Origin of the sequence: Chitinophaga filiformis, assembly GCF_023100805.1 — a bacterium.
In the GTDB taxonomy this organism is placed as follows: Bacteria; Bacteroidota; Bacteroidia; order Chitinophagales; family Chitinophagaceae; genus Chitinophaga; species Chitinophaga filiformis_B.
This window is the reverse complement of sequence record NZ_CP095855.1, coordinates 7,010,417-7,029,436: the sequence shown is the minus strand read 5'-3', so window position 1 is coordinate 7,029,436 and position 19,020 is coordinate 7,010,417. Positions and strand designations below refer to the sequence as shown.

At 47.3% G+C, this 19,020-nt stretch carries 17 protein-coding genes; 10 read left to right on the top strand and 7 right to left on the bottom strand.

What is annotated here, in order from left to right:
- Window positions 1-46 precede the first annotated feature (46 nt).
- Window positions 47-970, bottom strand: a complete 924-nt coding sequence (locus MYF79_RS27405; RefSeq protein WP_247811062.1) for an NAD(P)H-binding protein — start codon at window positions 968-970, stop codon at window positions 47-49.
- A gap of 118 nt (window positions 971-1,088) precedes the next feature.
- Window positions 1,089-1,511, bottom strand: a complete 423-nt coding sequence (locus MYF79_RS27400) for a lipocalin family protein (RefSeq protein WP_247811061.1) — start codon at window positions 1,509-1,511, stop codon at window positions 1,089-1,091.
- A gap of 266 nt (window positions 1,512-1,777) precedes the next feature.
- On the opposite strand from MYF79_RS27400, the gene MYF79_RS27395 reads away from it, so the two are divergent.
- The 5 genes from MYF79_RS27395 (at window position 1,778) to MYF79_RS27375 (ending at window position 5,982) form a co-directional block, all read left to right on the top strand.
- Window positions 1,778-2,920, top strand: coding sequence for a tetratricopeptide repeat protein (locus tag MYF79_RS27395; RefSeq protein WP_247811060.1), 1,143 nt, complete (start codon window positions 1,778-1,780; stop codon window positions 2,918-2,920).
- 114 nt (window positions 2,921-3,034) lie between these two features.
- Window positions 3,035-3,832 (top strand): HipA family kinase, encoded by a 798-nt coding sequence (locus MYF79_RS27390; RefSeq protein ID WP_247811059.1) that lies wholly within the window; start codon window positions 3,035-3,037, stop codon window positions 3,830-3,832.
- Window positions 3,810-4,193 carry a DUF3037 domain-containing protein gene (locus tag MYF79_RS27385; RefSeq protein ID WP_199652603.1) on the top strand — a complete coding sequence of 128 codons (384 nt, stop codon included), beginning with the start codon at window positions 3,810-3,812 and terminating at the stop codon, window positions 4,191-4,193. Before MYF79_RS27390 ends, MYF79_RS27385 begins: the two co-directional genes overlap by 23 nt.
- A 94-nt stretch (window positions 4,194-4,287) precedes the next feature.
- On the top strand, window positions 4,288-5,112 hold the full coding sequence (locus tag MYF79_RS27380; protein WP_247811058.1) for a hypothetical protein: 825 nt from the start codon (window positions 4,288-4,290) through the stop codon (window positions 5,110-5,112).
- A 141-nt stretch (window positions 5,113-5,253) separates the two neighbouring features.
- Window positions 5,254-5,982 carry a DNA-formamidopyrimidine glycosylase family protein gene (locus tag MYF79_RS27375; protein WP_247811057.1) on the top strand — a complete coding sequence of 243 codons (729 nt, stop codon included), beginning with the start codon at window positions 5,254-5,256 and terminating at the stop codon, window positions 5,980-5,982.
- 79 nt (window positions 5,983-6,061) lie between these two features.
- Here MYF79_RS27375 and MYF79_RS27370 read toward each other — a convergent pair whose 3' ends face one another.
- Window positions 6,062-6,925 (bottom strand): hypothetical protein, encoded by an 864-nt coding sequence (locus tag MYF79_RS27370; protein WP_247811056.1) that lies wholly within the window; start codon window positions 6,923-6,925, stop codon window positions 6,062-6,064.
- A 91-nt stretch (window positions 6,926-7,016) separates the two neighbouring features.
- On the opposite strand from MYF79_RS27370, the gene MYF79_RS27365 reads away from it, so the two are divergent.
- The 3 genes from MYF79_RS27365 (at window position 7,017) to MYF79_RS27355 (ending at window position 9,392) form a co-directional block, all read left to right on the top strand.
- A complete protein-coding gene (locus MYF79_RS27365) occupies window positions 7,017-8,006 on the top strand; it encodes a DUF3667 domain-containing protein (RefSeq protein ID WP_247811055.1) in 990 nt (329 codons plus the stop codon).
- Window positions 8,007-8,014: 8 nt separating this feature from the next.
- Entirely contained in the window at window positions 8,015-8,794 is a 780-nt protein-coding gene (locus MYF79_RS27360; protein ID WP_247811054.1) for an enoyl-CoA hydratase-related protein, read from the top strand.
- A 76-nt stretch (window positions 8,795-8,870) separates the two neighbouring features.
- Complete coding sequence (locus tag MYF79_RS27355) at window positions 8,871-9,392, top strand: hypothetical protein (protein ID WP_247811053.1); 522 nt, start codon at window positions 8,871-8,873, stop codon at window positions 9,390-9,392.
- 112 nt (window positions 9,393-9,504) lie between these two features.
- Here MYF79_RS27355 and MYF79_RS27350 read toward each other — a convergent pair whose 3' ends face one another.
- Window positions 9,505-11,763 (bottom strand): Tex family protein, encoded by a 2,259-nt coding sequence (locus MYF79_RS27350; protein ID WP_199652596.1) that lies wholly within the window; start codon window positions 11,761-11,763, stop codon window positions 9,505-9,507.
- Window positions 11,764-11,899: 136 nt separating this feature from the next.
- Here MYF79_RS27350 and mazG point away from each other — a divergent pair, with 136 nt between their 5' ends.
- Together mazG and MYF79_RS27340 are read left to right on the top strand one after the other, a co-directional pair.
- A complete protein-coding gene (mazG, locus tag MYF79_RS27345) occupies window positions 11,900-12,667 on the top strand; it encodes a nucleoside triphosphate pyrophosphohydrolase (RefSeq protein WP_247811052.1) in 768 nt (255 codons plus the stop codon).
- Window positions 12,668-12,672: 5 nt separating this feature from the next.
- The gene (locus MYF79_RS27340; protein WP_247811051.1) at window positions 12,673-16,446 is read left to right on the top strand and encodes a sensor histidine kinase; all 3,774 of its coding nucleotides are present in this window, start codon (window positions 12,673-12,675) and stop codon (window positions 16,444-16,446) included.
- Between the two features lie 773 nt (window positions 16,447-17,219).
- Here the strand turns inward: MYF79_RS27340 and plsX are convergent.
- The 3 genes from plsX to MYF79_RS27325 form a co-directional block, all read right to left on the bottom strand.
- Entirely contained in the window at window positions 17,220-18,161 is a 942-nt protein-coding gene (gene plsX / locus MYF79_RS27335) for a phosphate acyltransferase PlsX (protein WP_199652593.1), read from the bottom strand.
- A gap of 44 nt (window positions 18,162-18,205) precedes the next feature.
- The gene (rpmF, locus tag MYF79_RS27330) at window positions 18,206-18,400 is read right to left on the bottom strand and encodes a 50S ribosomal protein L32 (protein ID WP_012793868.1); all 195 of its coding nucleotides are present in this window, start codon (window positions 18,398-18,400) and stop codon (window positions 18,206-18,208) included.
- 75 nt (window positions 18,401-18,475) lie between these two features.
- A complete protein-coding gene (locus tag MYF79_RS27325; RefSeq protein ID WP_247811050.1) occupies window positions 18,476-19,012 on the bottom strand; it encodes a YceD family protein in 537 nt (178 codons plus the stop codon).
- Window positions 19,013-19,020: the final 8 nt, after the last annotated feature.

Genomic DNA, 19,020 nt, shown 5'->3' with positions numbered 1-19,020 from the left:
AAGAGAGAGCGGAAATGCATGCTTTCCCTTGCCTGTCCTTATCAGGTTAAACTTTGCTCTTCGTTCTCTTGCTTTTAGCCTTGCTTTTGGTGGTAGTAGATTCCTCCGCAGGTACATGCTGCTGAATGTAATCCTTCAGGGTAGTTTTCAGTTTTACCTGCACGGTATTTTTCTTTTCAGGCATAGCCTTTCCTGATATCACAGCATCCGTCATTTCTATAAAGTTCCTGATGGCGTCCGGCGAAAATCCTATTTCACGTAATGTGCTTTCCCACTGCTCTTTAGGGATCTGCACTGCTTTTACTTCCTTGCCCAGCGCATCAGAAAAGGCTTTGGCCACATCGTTACTACTATAAGCAGCAGGACCAGTCAGCTCAAATATTTTTCCATCTTCTTCCTCTTTCTGTATCACATTTGCTACAAAAGTCGCTACTTCCTCTGGCGACACCATTGGAATAGACAGCTCCGGCGGAAAAAAAGTAGGCAATGTACCATTGTCTATCACAGTACCCAGATACATCATCCAGTTGCTGAAATAATAGGCCGGACGTACGAAGAGCTGTTTCAGCGGCATACCCGTAAATGCATGTTCCAGCAGATAAGACATCACCAGGTTCCCCGTTCCTGTTTCGTACTGTGCGCCAATGGAAGAAAGGCCTACTACTTTTTTAATAGGCGAACTGGCTAAGGCTTTCCTGTAGTTTTCGAGAATATCTTTTGTCTCGCCGATCACATTTCGCTCGTGACCGCTTTCGGGTGTGAGTGCAAAGAGCGTGCTGCCATCCTGGAATGCAGCCACCAGTGCGGGTAGATCACTGACGTCGGCAACCGCAACAGCGGCGCCTGTTTTTTCCAGTTTACCGGCTTTCTTTTCATCTCTGACAACGCCTTTGACCGATTCCCCTTTTTCTATAAGCTGGGTAACAATAGCAGAACCAACTTGTCCTGAAGCTCCAAGAATGACATGCATAATGACTGTGATTTTATATCAAAGGCTCCAAAAATTAGTCCAGCGTTATTGTGGAAAAAAAGATACAGGCTACCTGTTTAGCACAGATAGCCTGCCGCGGATAGGAATAGGGCAGGGGTTAATCCTGGTTAAAGGTCAAAAATTCATCACTGGCATCATTGTCATCTTTTAGTTTGATCTCTGTGGCAGTGACCGATATGATTTTCCAATCATCTGTCAGTTCTCCCAATGGCTTATTGGCATCACCTTTTGCACCAAAGTCAAGGTTAAATTCCGTAGCACTGCTGTTAATGCTCCATGTGCCGTTCCTGTTCGTACTGTTTTTCGATGCAAGGGCCGATCCGTTACTGTCAAACGTAAAAGTGTAGCCATCGAAATCGCTGGTCTCATTTGTGCCGCGCTCAGTGAACAACGTTACCCGCCATGTACCAGTTGTAGGTGCGTCCCGGTCAACGGTTGGCGCAGGATCGTTATTGTCCTTGCTGCATGACAGCATACACGCAGAGAATAGTATTGCCGGTAATAAGCTGCTTCTTCTCATAACGGAAATTTAATGTGGGGATCTATTGTATTAATACGGATAGATCATGTGTTTGGTTGCCTGCCCTTACCAATTTGTAATAAAATTTCCCCGGATAGGTCTTTGCCGGTTTCTGTCCGCCCTGAAGGACGCCAGGTGAAGGTGTTAGCCGCTGATAGTTCCCGCTATATGTTTGATATCAATTAGTTATGTTTTAAAATAGATTCATCAACTAAATTTTTCTTTTTAAAACTATATATTTAGTTTTAAGGTCAAATACCAACAAGATGAACAACCTGAACAGGACATTATGCCTGCTTTTGCTGTTATGCAACACAACCAGGGTCCTTGCCCAGTCTTCCGTGAACAGGAACCGTGTAATGGAATACCTGCAGGACCAGCAGTATGACGAGGCGATTGCCTATCTCCGGCCGGCGGTGGACAGTAATGATGCCCGCCAGGTAGCCCTGCTGGCTTATACGTATTATCAGGCAGGAAAGGTACCGGAAGCGGTAAACTATTATGAAAAGGTATTGCAGCTCGACAGTAATCACCTGACGGCCCACCAGTGCCTTGCTGTGATCAACCTCCAGCAGGAACGTCCGCTGACGGCCCTGTCGCATTATAAAAAAGTGGTCCAGCTTCGTCCTCAAAGCGCTGTTGCCTGGAAGCAACTGGGCTTCGCTGCCTTCTCTTCCTTTCAGCAGGATTCCGGTTTCGCCTGGCTGAGTAAGGCATATACACTGAATCCATCCGATGCCAGGGTCGTGTCACGACTCGCGGAAGAATGGATAGAGAGAAAACGCTTTGGTGCAGCAGATACCCTGATAAACACTTTCCTCGCTAAAGATTCGTCGTCCGCAATCGTCCTGATGACAGGCGCCAGGACCGCCTACCTGCTGAAAGATTATCAGCGCACGCTGATATTGGGAGAGAAACTGAAGCAATTGAACATCTCTTCCTCCAATACCTTCATCTATGTGTCGGCAGCCGCTTTTTACCTTAAGAAATATGAGGATTGCATTGCCGTAAATGAGTATCTCACTGCGCGGAATGCCAGTTCTGAAAATATCATTTATTACGCTGCTATGGCTTATACACAGCTAAAGCAGTATGAAGAAAGCAATAAGCTGCTGCAAACCTGTATCAATATGGCAAAGTCGCCCGGCCTGGATAATTACTATACGGGCATGTCTGTCAACTATGAAGCATTGGGCCAATACAAACCCGCTATTGCCAACCTGGATACAGCCTATTACATGTTCCATCAGCCACTGAAACAATATAGTATCGGCCGCATTTACGATGCGCATCTGAAGAACGATGCTATGGCCACACGTTATTACAGGCGCTATATCCAGCTGTATAAAGGAGAAACACCGGAAGAAAAGGAAATTTACAACTATCTGAAAACACGCATTCAGAAATAGCAGCGGGCTTTCTCCCTATGCCTTGCTCCGCACCTTAAATAGGCTTAATTTTATGCGGCTTTATAACCGGCAGCGTCACAACTGCCGGTTATTATTTGCATAAATATGAATTCAATGATGAGTAAACAACCCGAACTGAGAACTGTCAATGTGACCAGGTATGTGACTCCATTGCGTGAAGGAGGCTCCTTACCTGCCATCGCAGAGGCAGATGATGGGTTCCTGTACGTACTGAAGTTCCGTGGCGCAGGACAGGGAATTAAGGCTTTGATCGCTGAAGTGATCGGAGGAGAGATAGCCCGCAGATTAGGTATGAAAGTACCGGAGATCGTTTTTGCCAACCTCGATAATGCTTTCGGTCGCACCGAGCCGGATGAAGAGATCCAGGACCTGCTGAAGGCCAGCGAAGGCCTGAACCTGGCCCTGCATTACCTGTCGGGCGCCATTACCTACGATCCTACAGTTGCTGTGATCGATCCGCTGACGGCCTCCCGTATCGTATGGCTGGATTGCCTGCTCACCAATGTTGACCGCACCGCCCGAAATACCAATATGCTCATGTGGCATAAAGAACTATGGCTCATCGATCATGGCGCTTCCCTGTATTTCCACCATTCATGGGATAACTGGCAGGAACAGGCCAAACGCCCCTTCATACAGGTGAAAGACCATGTATTGCTGCCCCAGGCTGACGGACTGGAGAAAGTGGATGCCGCCTTCCGTGAGATCCTGACGCCTGAACAGATTCGTGCGATCATTTCCGTGGTGCCCGATGAATGGTTGCTTACATTATCCCATCATGGTACGCCAGACGAAATAAGAGCCGTATATGCGGAATTTTTGATCACCCGGATAGCCAATTCCGGAATATTTGTAAATGAAGCGCAAAATGCAAGAAAAACACTTATTTGAGTACGCTGTCATCCGCGTTATGCCGAGAGTGGAACGGGAAGAGTTTCTCAATGCCGGTGTCATTCTCTATTGCAAAAAACACAGGTTCTTACAGGCAATGATTACGCTGAATGAAGACCGCTTGCGTGCATTTGCTCCGGAAACAGATATCAGTGAAGTAAAGACATACCTCGAGGCTTTTGATTGTATAGCCAAAGGTGGTAAGCAGGCCGGTCCGATCGGACAGCTTGATCTTGCTTCCCGCTTCCGTTGGCTGACTGCCACGCGAAGCACTGTCGTACAGGCGGGAAAGGTACATCCCGGTCTCTGCGAAGATCCGGAGAAAGCCCTGGTCAGACTACATGAACAACTGGTACTATAAATACCTGAAAAAGAGGGTATATGTTAACTTTTCTATACCCTCTTTTTTGTAGCTTGTTTTTATTTAGATTTACAGCAAACAACCCCAATACTCCATGTTATTGCAAACAAGCACCTTACAACTGTTCCGCCCCAAAGAGGCCGATTCCCTTTATCGTTTCCTGGACCTGGTACAAGCCTGTAACGATCACAGTCATGCTACACAACTGCGTTATGTGTTCGACGGCGCTCAGTTCAATGAATATGTCTCGGCAGATGCATTGGAACAGGCTTTCGCTGAGCTGCAAAAGCATTGGAGCGAGGGTGACTTTGACAGGGACGTGATCCTGTCTACAGATAAGGATACGCCCTTGTTTTCATTGGTGCATACAGATCCTTTCGAATATACCAATGAAGACAATGCAGCCTTCAGCTTTCGTAGCGGCCAGCCTTTGCTGCAGCCGGAAGGGCATTTTTCCTACGAAGAATTTCATCATTTCTTTACTGCGGCCATCGGTGCCTATAAAGCCAGCTATGCCGCCGTATACGATACAGAACTGGAAACATTGATCTCTTTCGCCTCCTTTTACGGCGAAGTGGAAATGGATGAGGAAATATCTACACCGGATATCGTTGTAAAAACCCCCGAACATCTTACTGCCCGCATCGGCAAAGTGATGGCTCCCGGGCTCTTTGATCCGCTCGAAATACCACCGGCCATTTACTGGTTCAATTACTGGAACGAAGACCAGGTGAAAACAGTCGGCGAGGAAAAGATAAGACAGGCGGCCTTTGAAGTGATAGAAAAGCTGCCCGGCGGCGGTTATATCCTCATTGTACAGAAAGAGAACTTTGATGCGCACAACACCGCTCACCTCGAAAAACTGGCGGCCCTGTACGACTATTTTGATCTCTATACACTGCAACAGAACGCTTCATAACGGTTATCATTATCCACAATCTATACAAGGCCCTGAGGGCCTCCGCACAGTATGATCAGCTGCACTGGCGGATACATCTTTCATCGGCTGATTGCTGGCGCAGATATTGTATTCCTCCTGTATTATCAACAGGAATGTATTATGCCAGAAGGACCATCCATTGTGATATTGAAAGAGGAAGTAAAGCCTTTCACCGGGAAGAAGGTCATTGATGTGGCCGGATATGCTAAAATTGACCTGGAGAGGATCCGCAATAAAAAGATCACTGCTTTCAAAAGCTGGGGTAAACACTTTCTCATCTGTTTTCCCGGCTTTACCATCAGGATTCACCTGCTGATGTTCGGTACCTACCGTATCAATGAAAAAAAGAACAGCAACCCCGCACTGCACTTACAGTTTGACAATGGTGAACTGAATTTTTATACCTGCTCCGTAAGGATCATCGAAACGCCGTTGGATGAGGTGTACGACTGGAGCGGCGATGTGATGAATGAGCATTGGGATCCGGCCAAAGCCATGGCTAAACTGAAGAAGATACCGGACACCATCGCAGCAGACGCCCTGCTGGACCAGGACATCTTCGCTGGGTTTGGTAATATTATCAAGAACGAAGTGTTGTTCCGGATCAGGGTACACCCTGCCAGTAAAATAGGGAACCTGCCCCTGAAAAAGAAACGGGAACTGGTGAAGGAGGCTGTAAATTATAGTTTTGATTTCCTCGAATGGAAAAGGGAATATAAACTAAAGCAACACTGGCTGGCGCATACAAAGAAGATCTGTCCACGTTGCCATATCCCGCTCGTAAAAGAGTATCTGGGTACCACCAACCGGCGCACCTTTTACTGCCCGAATTGCCAGGTGCTGTATTGAATGAGACGTCTGCCGTCCCTTTAATAAGAAAAGGCGTCCTGTGCCATACAGAACGCCTTTCCGCATTACTTTATTTATATCATTTCCGGTACTTGTACCGTACTGTTCCCAACAGCTCTTTTTTCTTTCCGTAACACTCTTCCTGGATAGGCAGCCCCTTATCGTCATAGGTATACCGCCAGATGGTATAACTGGCCGTCTCACCGTTCACCGTCGTCATAGCGCCGATCCTGTTCTTGGCATCATAGTCGAAAATATAGTCCGGCAGCATTTTCTTCCGGGTAGGAGAGTAGCGAACGATATCTGTCAGCAGGTTCTGGTCATTGTACTTGTAATAGATGCGCCTGCCGTTGGCGCCCTTACCGCTTTCAATCTCTTCAGCCACCAGGCCCAGTGAATCCAGGGTAAACTGCACTGTGGTGGAATCTTCTATCTTATCTCCATGAAAATGAATCATTTTTGACAGCCGGCCCAGGCTATCGTATTCGTAACGCCGTGTTTCGGTAAATTTATACTTCGACTTCGGCTCAAAAGAGGTCAGGTATACTTCCCTGATCTTCGCACTGGTATCGCTGGTATTACGCATGTAAATGACCGTCGTGATGACGCTGCGGGTACTGTCGATGGTCTTGGTCAGCTTACCCTTGGCAGAAAAATAGGAGGTCATTACGGAATAGCCGGTAGCACGGGAAACGGTAGTGGACCGGATCTGCCGGTAATTCGCGAGTATTTCGCGCTGGCAGCGGAAATCGTTATCAGATTCCTGGTTGGCGTCGAAGCTCTGAACCAGTTGTACGGTGATCTTATTTTCTTTTAACAGGGCCATATTAGCCTCGGTACGGGCGGTATTGACGATGTCCTGGTAATAGTATTGGGCGGAAACAGACAGCTTTAACCCAAGCAATGCTGTGAAAAGCAATAAAATGGTTTTTCTCGTGTACATATTAGATACAAAAATAATGATTCAGGAACATTCAGCAGTTCATTTCTGTAAAGATAATTTTTATATTTACCTTCTATAACCTATAAGTTACTTGAAAACACAACCTCTAAGGAAAGAAATAAACTGCCTCAATTGTGGAACGGATGTTCCCGGCAGATATTGTACAAACTGCGGACAGGAAAATATTGTTCCCCATGAAAGTTTCGGCCACCTGGTAAAGGAATTTGCGGCCGATCTGGTACACTATGATTCGAAAACGCTGCTGACATTCAAGTATTTATTTACCAAACCGGGCTTTATTACCAAAGAATATACTGCCGGGAAAAGGGTGAAATTCGTACATCCTGTCAAACTGTATATTTTTTCATCCTTCGTCTTTTTCTTCTTTTACTTTACGCTGACCGCTCACGATAATGATGCGCCTCTGGATAAAGAGACCAAGCAGAAGGTCGAAAACGCCCGCCGGGAAAATAAGGAGGTTTTCGCGAACCTGCCGGATTCCATTAAGAGTGGTAACCTCTCTACAGGAGACTGGTTCAGAAGGCTGAGCGCTGTCGATTCCAAAGAGCAGTACGACTCCCTCCAGGAAACATTGCCGGAAGAATACCGTGACAATAGTATGCAACGCAAAATGGCCCGGTATTTTTTTTCCGCGAACAAGGCCGGCGATGGCCAGACGAAGGAGGAAAAAAATCATGCCCAGGAAGAGCTGTTTCAGCACAATTACCCTAAAATGGTATTTGTACTGCTGCCGCTTTTTGCCTTATACCTGAGATGGATGTACGATAAGAAAAAATGGTTTTACGCAGATCATGCTATCTTCTCTGTACATATTCATGTCTTTTTCTTCCTGTTTTTCCTGGTATGTACAGCGCTGGACGCACTCTTTCATATAGAGGCGTTTACCAGCTGGGGCCTTCTCGTTATATTTGCATACCTGGTGATAGCGCTGAAGAATACTTATGGACAATCATGGGGGAAATCACTGGCAAAGGGAGCCCTGGTAACATTCGCTTACCTGATTACACTGTTAGTTGTATTTATATCTTTTGTCCTTACGATGACGCTATTAATTGCGTAACTTGGGGAATGCAAGCACAATACCTTATCATACACCAGGAAGTGGCCCCCTATGTGGCCCATATCCAGTTAAACCGCCCCAAAGAACTGAATGCACTGAACCTTGAACTGATGGCAGAACTCAGGGACGCATTAAAAGCATTGGACGCGGACGACAACGTACGGGTCATTATTATCAGCGGTAATGAAAAAGCATTCGCCGCCGGGGCAGATATCAAACAGATGGCAGGTAAGACTGCAATGGATATGTATAACATAGACCAATTCAGTACCTGGGATACAATAAAAAAAACAAAGAAGCCGTTGATAGCGGCAGTAAGTGGTTTCGCGCTGGGTGGGGGATGTGAGCTGGTAATGCTTTGCGATATGATCGTAGCCAGTGAAACAGCGCGCTTCGGACAACCTGAAATAAAGATAGGTGTTATGCCGGGAGCCGGCGGTACACAACGCCTTACCCGTGCAGTTGGTAAGGCGCTCGCTATGGAGATGGTATTGACGGGACGTTTTATCAGTGCTGATGAAGCATTGCGCGCAGGTCTTATCAACCGGGTAGTACCGGTGGAACTTTTCCTGAAAGAAGCCATCCAACTGGCCTCAGAAGTAGCTGCTCTCAGTCCGCTGGCGGTGAAAATGGCCAAAGAATCCGTATTAAAATCATTTGAAAGCAGCCTGGAAGAGGGCCTGCATTTTGAACGTAAAAACTTCTATCTCCTGTTTGCCTCTGAAGATCAGAAAGAAGGCATGCAGGCTTTTGTTGATAAGAGGACACCTGTATTTAAAGGAAAATAACATTGCGTATTAGGGACAGGATCACACACACAACATTATACCCGTAATACACAATTAGCAATTCGTAATAGAGACCATGACCATGAACAAACACCTGGCAGCACTGTATGTAGTAGCTGCCTGTATTTTAGGATGCAAAGAACCGGCTGTCACCAACGGGGAAGAAAAAGGAAGTACACCTCCGCCTACAACAGACACTATGATGGCTATAGCCGACACCGTTGAACCCACCCAGGTAGCTTCCTGGCGAGCTTTTGAGCAGTTTGAAGGTAAGTATGTAGCAGAATGCGGTATGCTGGACAAGGAGCCGCTGAAATCGCGTATCAGGGAATTACTGGACACCGATAGTCCTGCTTTCACAGAACGCTTTGACGTCACTCCCCCGGTAGAATTTGAAAATGATATCCTCTACAACCAGGGCTGCCTCAGGCACTTTTGTGGGGGCGATGAAGCTGCACTGGCTATTGATATGCGCAGGGATATTATTTACATAGGCATCGCCGTAAACGGGGCTGTAAAGCTGTTCAGCGAGCGGAATGATTCTGCCTTCCCTGAAAAATTGTTACGCTGGAAACGAAAGTTCCCTTCAATGAACTAAGGGTTAATCACGACTCCCTTCCGGAACTCATCTCACAAAAAGAGCCTTCGGTTTAAAATAAAAAGCGGCCGTACCAACAGTGGTACGGCCGCTTTATTTATGCTTCAATCGCTTAATTGAACTTCTTCTTCAGCTCCATCAGTTTAGCCTGGAAATCATTCAGCGGAGCAGGTGCAGCCTGTTTGGATGGCTTACCACCGTCCCTTCTTTCTTTCCGTTGACCACCACCACTGGCGGCTGGCGCTTCATTGTCTTTCATGGACAGGGAAATACGCTTACGGGAAGGATCAACTTCCAGCACTGTTACCGTCACTTTCTGGTTCAGCTTTACCGCTTCATTCGGATTGCTGATAAACCTGTTGCTCAGGTGGGAGATATGTACCAGTCCATCCTGTTTCACACCAATATCCACGAAAGCGCCGAAGTTGGTGATGTTGGTCACTACTCCGGGTAAGGTCATGCCTACCTTCAGGTCTTCCATGGTACGGATGCCTTCCGCATATTCGAAGATAGCGATCTCGTCACGTGGGTCACGGCTCGGTTTATCCAGCTCTTTCAGGATGTCTTCCAGGGTCAGTAAACCTACTTCTTCGCTTACATATTCTTTCGGATTGATCTTCTTGCGCAGATCCTCTTTCGCGATCAGGTCCTGAACGGTACACTGCTGTTTGGCAGCCATGGTTTCGATCAGGGGATAACGCTCCGGGTGTACTGCAGAGTTGTCCAACGGGTTGTCGCCGTTCTCAATACGGAGGAAGCCCGCGCACTGTTCAAACGCTTTATCACCCAGGCGGCTTACTTTCTTCAGCTGTAAGCGGTTCTTAAATGCGCCGTTTTCTTTACGGTACTTCACGATGTTCTCTGCCAGGGAAGGGCCCAGACCAGATACATATGCCAGCAGGTGTTTTGATGCGGTGTTCAGGTTCACGCCCACATTGTTCACGCAGCTTATTACCACCCTGTCAAGGCTCTGTTTCAGGCTGGACTGGTTCACGTCGTGCTGGTACTGACCAACACCGATCGCTTTCGGATCTATTTTCACCAGCTCTGCCAGCGGGTCTATCAGCCTGCGGCCAATAGATACGGCGCCACGTACAGTTACATCGAAATCAGGGAATTCTTCTCTTGCCACTTCGGATGCTGAATAAACAGAAGCACCGCTTTCATTTACCATGAAAACGTTGATCTTCTTGCCGAAGTCGATCTTCTTCACAAATTCTTCTGTTTCACGACCTGCGGTGCCATTACCCACTGCAATGGCGGCAGTATCATATTTTTCTGCCCATCTTTTCAGCAGGGCTTCCGCATCATCTCTCTTGTAATTTTTCTCCAGCGGATAAATTACATCGTTGTCCAGCATATTGCCCTGGTTGTCCAGTGCTACTACCTTACAACCTGTTCTGTAACCCGGGTCAATGGCAATTACCGCCTTAGGCCCTAATGGAGCTGCCAGTAGTAACTGGCGCAGGTTCTCCGCAAATACTTCTATCGCCTCGGCATCTGCCTTCTCTTTTCCCAGTGCACGGAACTCATTTTCCAGTGATGGACGAAGCAGTCGTTTGTAAGAGTCTGCACCCGCTTTTTTCACCTGCTCGCTGCTGGCGTTATTGCCGGTCACGAACTGTTTATCTATGATCGCTGTCGCTTCTTCTTCAGCAGGGCTGATGGTAGCATACAGGAATCCTTCTGATTCACCGCGAAGGATAGCCAGTATCCTGTGGGATGGGATGGCGCTGATCTCTTCGCTGAAATCAAAGTAATCTTTGTATTTGGCGCCCTCTTCTTCCTTACCTTCTATCACTTTGGAAGTCAGTACGGCAGTGTGGGTAAAGAGTTTACGCAGTTTATCACGCAGTTCGGCATTTTCGTTGATCCATTCTGCCATGATATCACGTGCGCCTTTCAACGCTTCTTCGGTAGACGCTACCTGCTCGTTCAGGAATTGTTCTGCAGCGCTCTGCGGGGCCGCCTCCTGTTGTTCGAAGAGCAGTTTGGCCAGCGGCTCCAGGCCTTTCTCGATTGCCTGCGTACCTCTGGTCTTGCGTTTTGGTTTATAGGGGAGGTAAATGTCTTCCAGTTCTGTGAGTGCCCAGGTGTTTTCAAGTTTTTCCAGCAGCTCAGGAGTCATTTTCTCCTGGTCTGTAATGGTTTTGATAATGAAAGCGCGGCGATCATCCACTTCCTGGTAGCGCTTCTGGAGATCTTCGATCTTCCCGATCTGTACCTCGTCCAGACTACCGGTCACTTCCTTACGGTAGCGACTGATGAAAGGCACGGTAGACCCTTCCGCCAGCAAATTCATGGTGTTCTCCGCTTGTCGCGCTGAGATGTTCAGCTCCGCTGAAATTAGCGCAATGTGTTTGCTATTCATGAATTAAAAATTAGTAGTTTTCCGGTTAACCAAAACCGGCGGCAAATGTAACTAAAATGCCCTTTCTGTCAACAAAAAGAAATTAACATAAATCCCATACAGACGTCCCCCTGCGGGAATTCTTTATATTTGACAGATGGAAAATAATTCGGCCTTCAATCGCCTGCTGGAAATCATGGATGATTTGCGTGAAAAGTGCCCCTGGGACAGGAAACAGACCATCCAGACACTTCGTCAGCAAACCATAGAAGAAGTATACGAACTGGCAGACGCGATCACTGACCAGGACTGGAAAGCAATAAAAGAAGAACTGGGAGATCTGCTCCTGCACATCGTATTCTACGCAAAGATCGGTAAAGAGCAGCAGCAATTTACCATCGATGATGTCATTAACGGCATCTGCGAAAAGCTCATATACCGCCACCCGCATATCTATGGCGACGTAAAGGTGGAAAATGAAGAACAGGTTAAACAAAACTGGGAAAAGCTGAAACTGAAGGAAGGAAAGACTTCCGTGCTCAGCGGTGTGCCCGTGTCCCTGCCCGCTCTCGTGAAAGCCATGCGCCTTCAGTCCAAAGCCCAACAGGTAGGTTTTGAATGGGATAATATCGACCAGGTATGGGAAAAGGTGAAAGAAGAAATGGAGGAACTGCATGAGGTGGTACAACAAGGGCAGGCAGACGCAATAGAGGACGAATTTGGCGATGTTTTGTTCTCCCTCGTAAACTACTCCCGCTTCCTGAAAGTAGACGCCGAAAATGCCCTGGAACGCACCAATAAGAAATTCATACGCCGCTTTCAGCATATGGAACAGATGGCGGCTGCACAGGGTAGAACGCTGGACGAAATGTCATTGACGGAAATGGACGGGCTCTGGAATGAAGTGAAAAAATCAGAAAAATAAAGAAGTTGCTGGATATCAAAGAAATAAGGTTTTTTTTCATCCGCCATGGATATCTGTTGATCATTGCTGCCTGGTTATTCACCTTTTCATTCCTTTTCAGCAATTACTGGTCGTACTATTCCTCTCCCCAGGGCGTAAAACGTAGCCTGGAAAAAAGCCTGTGGCAGCGGGAGATGGCTTTCGGGGAGCTGATCAAAGACACTACTCTGATCGGTCACATCTTTTCCCGCGATCAGAATGAAGCGGAAACAAAAATGCTGAGCAGGAAGGACTTCTACGTCTTTGCATACGACAGCAGCACCGCCAGCCGCTGGCTGGTATACTGGAGCACCAACCTGGTGCTGCCGGACGAATGGCAGGCGCCGCTCACCCCCGGCATCCGCTTCCTGAAACTGAAGAACGGGTACTACGAAGTGATCTGTAAAAAGCTGCCTTCAAAACAACCGGGGCACGAGCGCTACATTGTCGGCGCTATACCCGTAATGATGGAATACAGTATCAGCAACAATTACCTTGTAGATCATTTTTACGATAAACCGGCCCTGGGCATGGAATACACCATCCATCTCAAACCACCCGGTATTCCCGTGCTGAACGGACAGGACCTGATCCTGTTCTACCTGTACTACGACCGTACCCTCGACGCCGGCCCGCCTAACCTGCTCAGTGTTATCCTGAGGGTACTGGGATGTATCTGTGTACTGATCTTCATCAACCTGTTCGCCACCATGCTGGCCAGGCAGAAGAATCCCATGTATGGTTTTTTCTTCCTGTTTGCCGTCGTCATCATCTGCCGTACGCTGAGTTATTTCTATCCTTTTCCTTTCAACCTGCGTGCCCTCAATATCTTTACGCCACTCATTTACGCCAAGGATGAAGTGTTCCGTTCCCTGGGCGACCTCCTCCTGAACGTACTCCTGGGGTTCTGGCTCCTGCTCTTCTTCCGTGAGCACGTAAAGACCATTAAGCCACCCCTTGTGAAGAATCACTGGCAACAACGCCTGGTGATCATCCTGGCAAGTTTTATCATGTATGTAGTAGGGGAATTCCTGTCAGAACTGATCCGAAGCCTCGTGATCGACTCCAGGATCTCTTTCGACGTGGCTAACCCTTTCAGCCTGAACGAATATAGTATCATCGGTTTTGTGATCCTGGGTTTTATCTCGTTCAGCTTCCTGTTCTTCTCGCAGATCATCAACTATCTGCTGAATGAACTGACCAATTTCCGGCACCGCACCAAATATATCTTCCTCGCGGCTGTAGGCATGATATGGCTGACATTCCGCCTGCAAAACCCTGAGATATATTATTCTGTCGCCATGGTTATCTGGCTCATCATCTACGTGGTGCTGCTGGATGTATTGTCGTATCGTTTCGAGAACAGCCTGGCCACCGTTCCTTTCCTGTTCTGGTTGTTCCTGCTTACCATCACGACATCAGCTGTACTGGTATACTACAACGATCAGAAAGAGTTGAGCCTAAGGGAGCGCATGGCAGTGGAACTGTCGAAACAGAAAGACCCCTATGTGGAAATGCTGCTCACCGATGTGACCCGGCAAATGGAAGAAGACGAACTGTTACAGCTGTTCTTCCAGCAAAATACCGGCAGCAACGGGCGGAGCATGCCAAGGTCCACACTGGAGAATGAACTGAAACAAAAATATTTCAAAGGCTACCTGGGGCGCTTCAACGTAAGCTTCTATGCTTTCAACGAATACTTCGAGCCGATCTACGGCGGAGACACTTCCACTTTCCCTGCGCTGAGCCGGCGTATGCTGATGGGCTCAGAACTTATAGGGAATGAGCTGTACTACAATGAACGAAGTTTCAATGACTACAGCTATATCGGTCGTAAGGACTTTTATAACAACGGCATCCCTTCCGGTTACCTGATATATGAACTGACGCCGGCAGTGGTCAATACACAGCGCCTGTACCCCGAACTGCTGGTAGACGGGGAGATCTATGACCCGGAGAAAGAATCTTCCGCGGCTTATTCCTATGCCATCTATGACCAGGGACAACTGGTGAGCAACAACAACGATTTTGCGTTCCCCGTAAAACTATACGCGGCCGATATCCCGAAAGAAGACATCACGGTACATTCGGAAAAAGGCTTCTCGAGGCTTATCTACAAGGCCTCAAAAGACAAGGTAGTGATCGTGGTGAAAGAGAACAGGAGTTTCGTGGAGTTCATCACCCTCTTTGCTTACATGTTCTGTCTCTTTTTGCTCATCATTGCCATCTACCGGGTACTTGACCTGCTGGTGAAAGCCAGGATGCGTATCGGGAACCTGAAAGCCCTGATCAATATCAGCATCCGGAAAAAGGTACATGGCACCATCATTTTCATTGTAGTATTCGCCTTTATCATATTGGGGTTGACCACCATCCTGTTCTTTATAGACCGTTCAGAAAGGGAAAATAAGGAAAGACTGAGCCGTACCATCAACGAGGTATCTCACGATGTCGAAAAGGTCTTTGCAGACCAGCGGATGTTTGACGATCTGGAAGATCTGTACGATCCTATATTCCAGGCCAGCCTGACAGCGGCCATCGGGGAGATTGCAGACGAGCGTGCGCTGGATATCAATATCTACGACAGGGACGGCAACCTGCAGGTCACTACGCAGCCCCTGATCACAGAAAAAGGGCTTTTATCAAAGAAGATCAATCCCGACGCCTTTGTACAACTGTACCGGGAGCCTAAGATCCAGTGGATCCAGAAGGAGAAGGTCGGCTCTATGCAATATCTTTCAGGCTATGCGCCTTTGCGTAGTAACGGTGAGATCTTCGCGTATCTGAACGTTCCTTATTTCGCTACGCAAACGGAGTTGAATCAACAGATCTCCAACTTCCTGGTAGCCCTGATCAACTTCAATGCTTTCATATTCCTGATAGCCGGTTTACTGGCATTGCTGATCACTAATTCGATCACGAAGTCATTCTCCCTGGTAACGGAAAAACTGCGTCACGTAAGCCTTGGGCAGCAGAATGATGAGATAGAGTGGGAAAAGGACGATGAAATAGGTGCGCTGGTGAAGGAATACAACAAGATGGTACGCAAACTGGAGGTGAGTGCGGCCAGGCTTGCAAAGAGTGAAAGGGAAGGCGCCTGGAGGGAAATGGCCCGTCAGGTAGCGCATGAGATCAAGAACCCGCTCACGCCTATGAAGCTGAGCATCCAGTACCTGCAGCGCGCAATAGACAATGATGCACCCAATGTGAAGCAGTTGTCCCACAACGTAGCGCATACACTGGTTGAGCAGATAGAGCACCTGGCGAATATCGCATCTGACTTCTCCGCCTTTTCACGTATCGATGAGGCCAACAGTGAAGTACTGTTATTGAACGAAGTGCTCCACTCGCTGAAAGACCTGTACCAGAGCCACGAGAACTGCAATATCCATTTCACGCCACCAGGACGCGCCTATTATATTTTTGCAGATAAGACGCAGATGAACCGGCTGTTCACCAATCTCTTACAGAATGCCGTGCAGGCATTACCGGAAGGCAGGGTAGGACACGTCACGATAGCCATGGAAGAGTCGGAAGAGGGGTGGGTAGTAGTGAGCGTAGAAGACAATGGGGAAGGCATTCCACCGGAAATCCAACCCAAGATCTTTGTACCTAATTTCACCACCAAAAACTCCGGTACCGGCCTGGGACTGGCCATGTGTAAGAACATTGTGGAGCAGGCGAGGGGAGAGATCTGGTTTGAAACCCAGCTAACGGTGGGAACCACCTTCTATGTACGGTTACCCCTGGAAAAGGTCTGATTGATGTCGTTATTCCCCGGTTGAATACGGCAACGGATTTATTAATCCCGCGGGTTTTGCAACCCGGGGCTACAAACACGTAACCCCTGACGGGGTTGAATACGGAAACGGATTTATTAATCCCGGTTTATTAATCCACGGGTTTATTAATCAATCCCGCGGGTTTTGCAACCCGGGGCTATAAACACGTAACCCCTAACGGGGTTGAATACTGAAACGGATTTATTAATCCTTTGGGTTTTGCAACCCGGGGCTACAAATACATAACCCCTGACGGGGTTGAATACTGAAACGGATTTATTAATCCTCTGGGTTTTGCAACCCGGGGCTACAAACACGTAACCCCTAACGGGGTTGAATACTGAAACGGATTTATTAATCCTCTGGGTTTTGCAACCCGGGGCTACAAATACATAACCCCTGACGGGGTTGTACCCGCGCGTGTTAGGGAACCTTTAACAAACGAATGTCATGGCCCCAGGCGGAAGCCAATAAGTATAACGGTTTCAGGTGGGAATCACTGGCCTTAGTTGTTTGAAGCACGCTCACACGATTGACAGGGGGTTAATTCACATTCCAAAGCCCATACGATTCCAAATGCTTAATAGCACGCAGCTTCAAAGAACTACAGCCAGTGATCCCAGCCTGAAACCGGCGTATCACAAACAGCATGACATATTCAACGGAACACAAACCATAGCGGGATAACAAAAAAATACCGTCTCGCTTATACGAGACGGTATCAATACCTTTCATTTCCAATAGGACGTAAATTATTTCACAAAGCTCTCCCGGATCTTATCCAGCAGTTTTGTTTCGATCATCTGTTGAGCCAGCGCGATCATGTTCTTAAAGGCAAGGCCCTGAGAAATACCATGACCGATGATCACCGGTTGTGACACTCCCAGTACAGGAGTCCCACCATAACTTTCGAAGTCGAATTTTTTCATGTAATCATCATTGATCTTGCGTCTTACCGCAATTTCATGAATTGACTCAGCCATTTTCAACACGACGTTACCGGTAAATCCTTCGCACACTATCACATCTGCCTTGTCAGTCAAAACATCCCTTCCTTCTACGTTACCGATAAAGTTCAGCAACGGATTGTCTTTAAGCAGGGGATAAGTTGCCTGTGCCAGGAGGTTGCCTTTGCCTTCTTCTTCTCCAATATTCAGCAGTCCTACTTTAGGATTATTGACCTTCAGTATGTGCTGGGAATAAAGTGACCCGAGAATGGCAAATTGCAACAGGTTTTCAGGCTTGCAGTCCGCGTTGATACCAACATCCAGTAAAAGCCCGAAAGATCCATCTTCCCTGGGAACGGGAGTGGATATAGTCGGCCTTTGTATACCATCTATTGCTTTGATGGAGTAGAATGTACCCACCATCATGGCGCCGGTATTACCGGCACTGATAAATGCATCGATCTTGCCATTCTGTAATAAATGGAAGCCAATGCCAATAGAGGACTGAGGTTTTTCCTTCAGTGCCTTGGTAGGATGTTCATTCATCCCGATTACCTGGGATGAATGAACAACTGAATATTTTGATTGGTCTAACTGCGCATCTGACAACAAAGGCTTGAGAGCTGCCTCATCACCAATCAGCACCAGGTGCGCGTCCGTAGCAACAGTGTCTAAATATAATTTTACTCCTTTTACTGCTTCCAGGGGGGCGAAGTCGCCACCCATCATATCAAGCCCGATTCTCATGAACGTTTAGGTTTGTCTGTTTGGTCGGGGTAAAAATAGTAAAATTATTTAGTGCTGCTTTGTTTTTCCAATACTACTTTACCTCTGTAGTACAGTTTGTTCTCTACCCAGTGAGCACGATGTCTCAGGTGCACTTCACCAGTTGCGCTATCTGTGCTTAAAGTATCCGCAAAGGCCTTGTAATGCGTCCTTCTCTTAGCTGATCTTTGCTGAGAATGTCTGCGTTTCGGATTTGGCATCGTATTTAAGTTTTAATTGTCCGTGTTTAATGTTTAATAAGTTATATCTCTCCGCCTTTGAAGGTAACCGGCTAATCAGTTCTCACGAAATTTATCCAGGTCTTTCCAGATCGGATTATCCTTTTCGCCCGCCTGCCGGTTCATCTGGTCCAGCATGTCCAGTACCTTCGGATCACAACCGCTCTTGCCCGTACTATCGTCAGGATGAATACGTTGCATCGGGATACTGAGATTGATAAACTCGTAGATCCATTCCGCAACATTCAGATGAGACTCCGTTTTAGAGATGTAAGCTACATCCGGATCCTCATCCTCGTTCATCTCGTCCGGATTATCCACCATCTTCACAACCTGGTCAAAATCATCCCAGAGCTGTAACTCAAATGGTTGTCCGCAACGGTCGCAGTTGACTGTCACCTTTCCGCCAATCTCGAATTTCAACAGGAAAAAATTACTCTTCTTGTCTAACAGCAACTTAACAGTCGCCTTACAATCACTGAAATCCTGCGGTCCGTAGTTTTCAAAGAAACTATCCGTAATTTGGTACTCAAATGTATGCTCTCCGGGCTTCAATCCCACAAAGGCAATATCAAATTGACGGAGTGCTTTCATAATAAAAT

What these genes read in the sequence shown, in the direction of transcription:
- MYF79_RS27405 (WP_247811062.1), bottom strand. Translation starts at nt 970, where the DNA reads ATGCATGTCATTCTTGGAGCTTCAGGACAAGTTGGTTCTGCTATTGTT.
- MYF79_RS27400 (WP_247811061.1), bottom strand. Translation starts at nt 1,511, where the DNA reads ATGAGAAGAAGCAGCTTATTACCGGCAATACTATTCTCTGCGTGTATG.
- MYF79_RS27395 (WP_247811060.1), top strand. Translation starts at nt 1,778, where the DNA reads ATGAACAACCTGAACAGGACATTATGCCTGCTTTTGCTGTTATGCAAC.
- MYF79_RS27390 (WP_247811059.1), top strand. Translation starts at nt 3,035, where the DNA reads ATGATGAGTAAACAACCCGAACTGAGAACTGTCAATGTGACCAGGTAT.
- MYF79_RS27385 (WP_199652603.1), top strand. Translation starts at nt 3,810, where the DNA reads ATGCAAGAAAAACACTTATTTGAGTACGCTGTCATCCGCGTTATGCCG.
- MYF79_RS27380 (WP_247811058.1), top strand. Translation starts at nt 4,288, where the DNA reads ATGTTATTGCAAACAAGCACCTTACAACTGTTCCGCCCCAAAGAGGCC.
- MYF79_RS27375 (WP_247811057.1), top strand. Translation starts at nt 5,254, where the DNA reads ATGCCAGAAGGACCATCCATTGTGATATTGAAAGAGGAAGTAAAGCCT.
- MYF79_RS27370 (WP_247811056.1), bottom strand. Translation starts at nt 6,925, where the DNA reads ATGTACACGAGAAAAACCATTTTATTGCTTTTCACAGCATTGCTTGGG.
- MYF79_RS27360 (WP_247811054.1), top strand. Translation starts at nt 8,015, where the DNA reads ATGCAAGCACAATACCTTATCATACACCAGGAAGTGGCCCCCTATGTG.
- MYF79_RS27355 (WP_247811053.1), top strand. Translation starts at nt 8,871, where the DNA reads ATGACCATGAACAAACACCTGGCAGCACTGTATGTAGTAGCTGCCTGT.
- MYF79_RS27350 (WP_199652596.1), bottom strand. Translation starts at nt 11,763, where the DNA reads ATGAATAGCAAACACATTGCGCTAATTTCAGCGGAGCTGAACATCTCA.
- mazG (WP_247811052.1), top strand. Translation starts at nt 11,900, where the DNA reads ATGGAAAATAATTCGGCCTTCAATCGCCTGCTGGAAATCATGGATGAT.
- plsX (WP_199652593.1), bottom strand. Translation starts at nt 18,161, where the DNA reads ATGAGAATCGGGCTTGATATGATGGGTGGCGACTTCGCCCCCCTGGAA.
- rpmF (WP_012793868.1), bottom strand. Translation starts at nt 18,400, where the DNA reads ATGCCAAATCCGAAACGCAGACATTCTCAGCAAAGATCAGCTAAGAGA.
- MYF79_RS27325 (WP_247811050.1), bottom strand. Translation starts at nt 19,012, where the DNA reads ATGAAAGCACTCCGTCAATTTGATATTGCCTTTGTGGGATTGAAGCCC.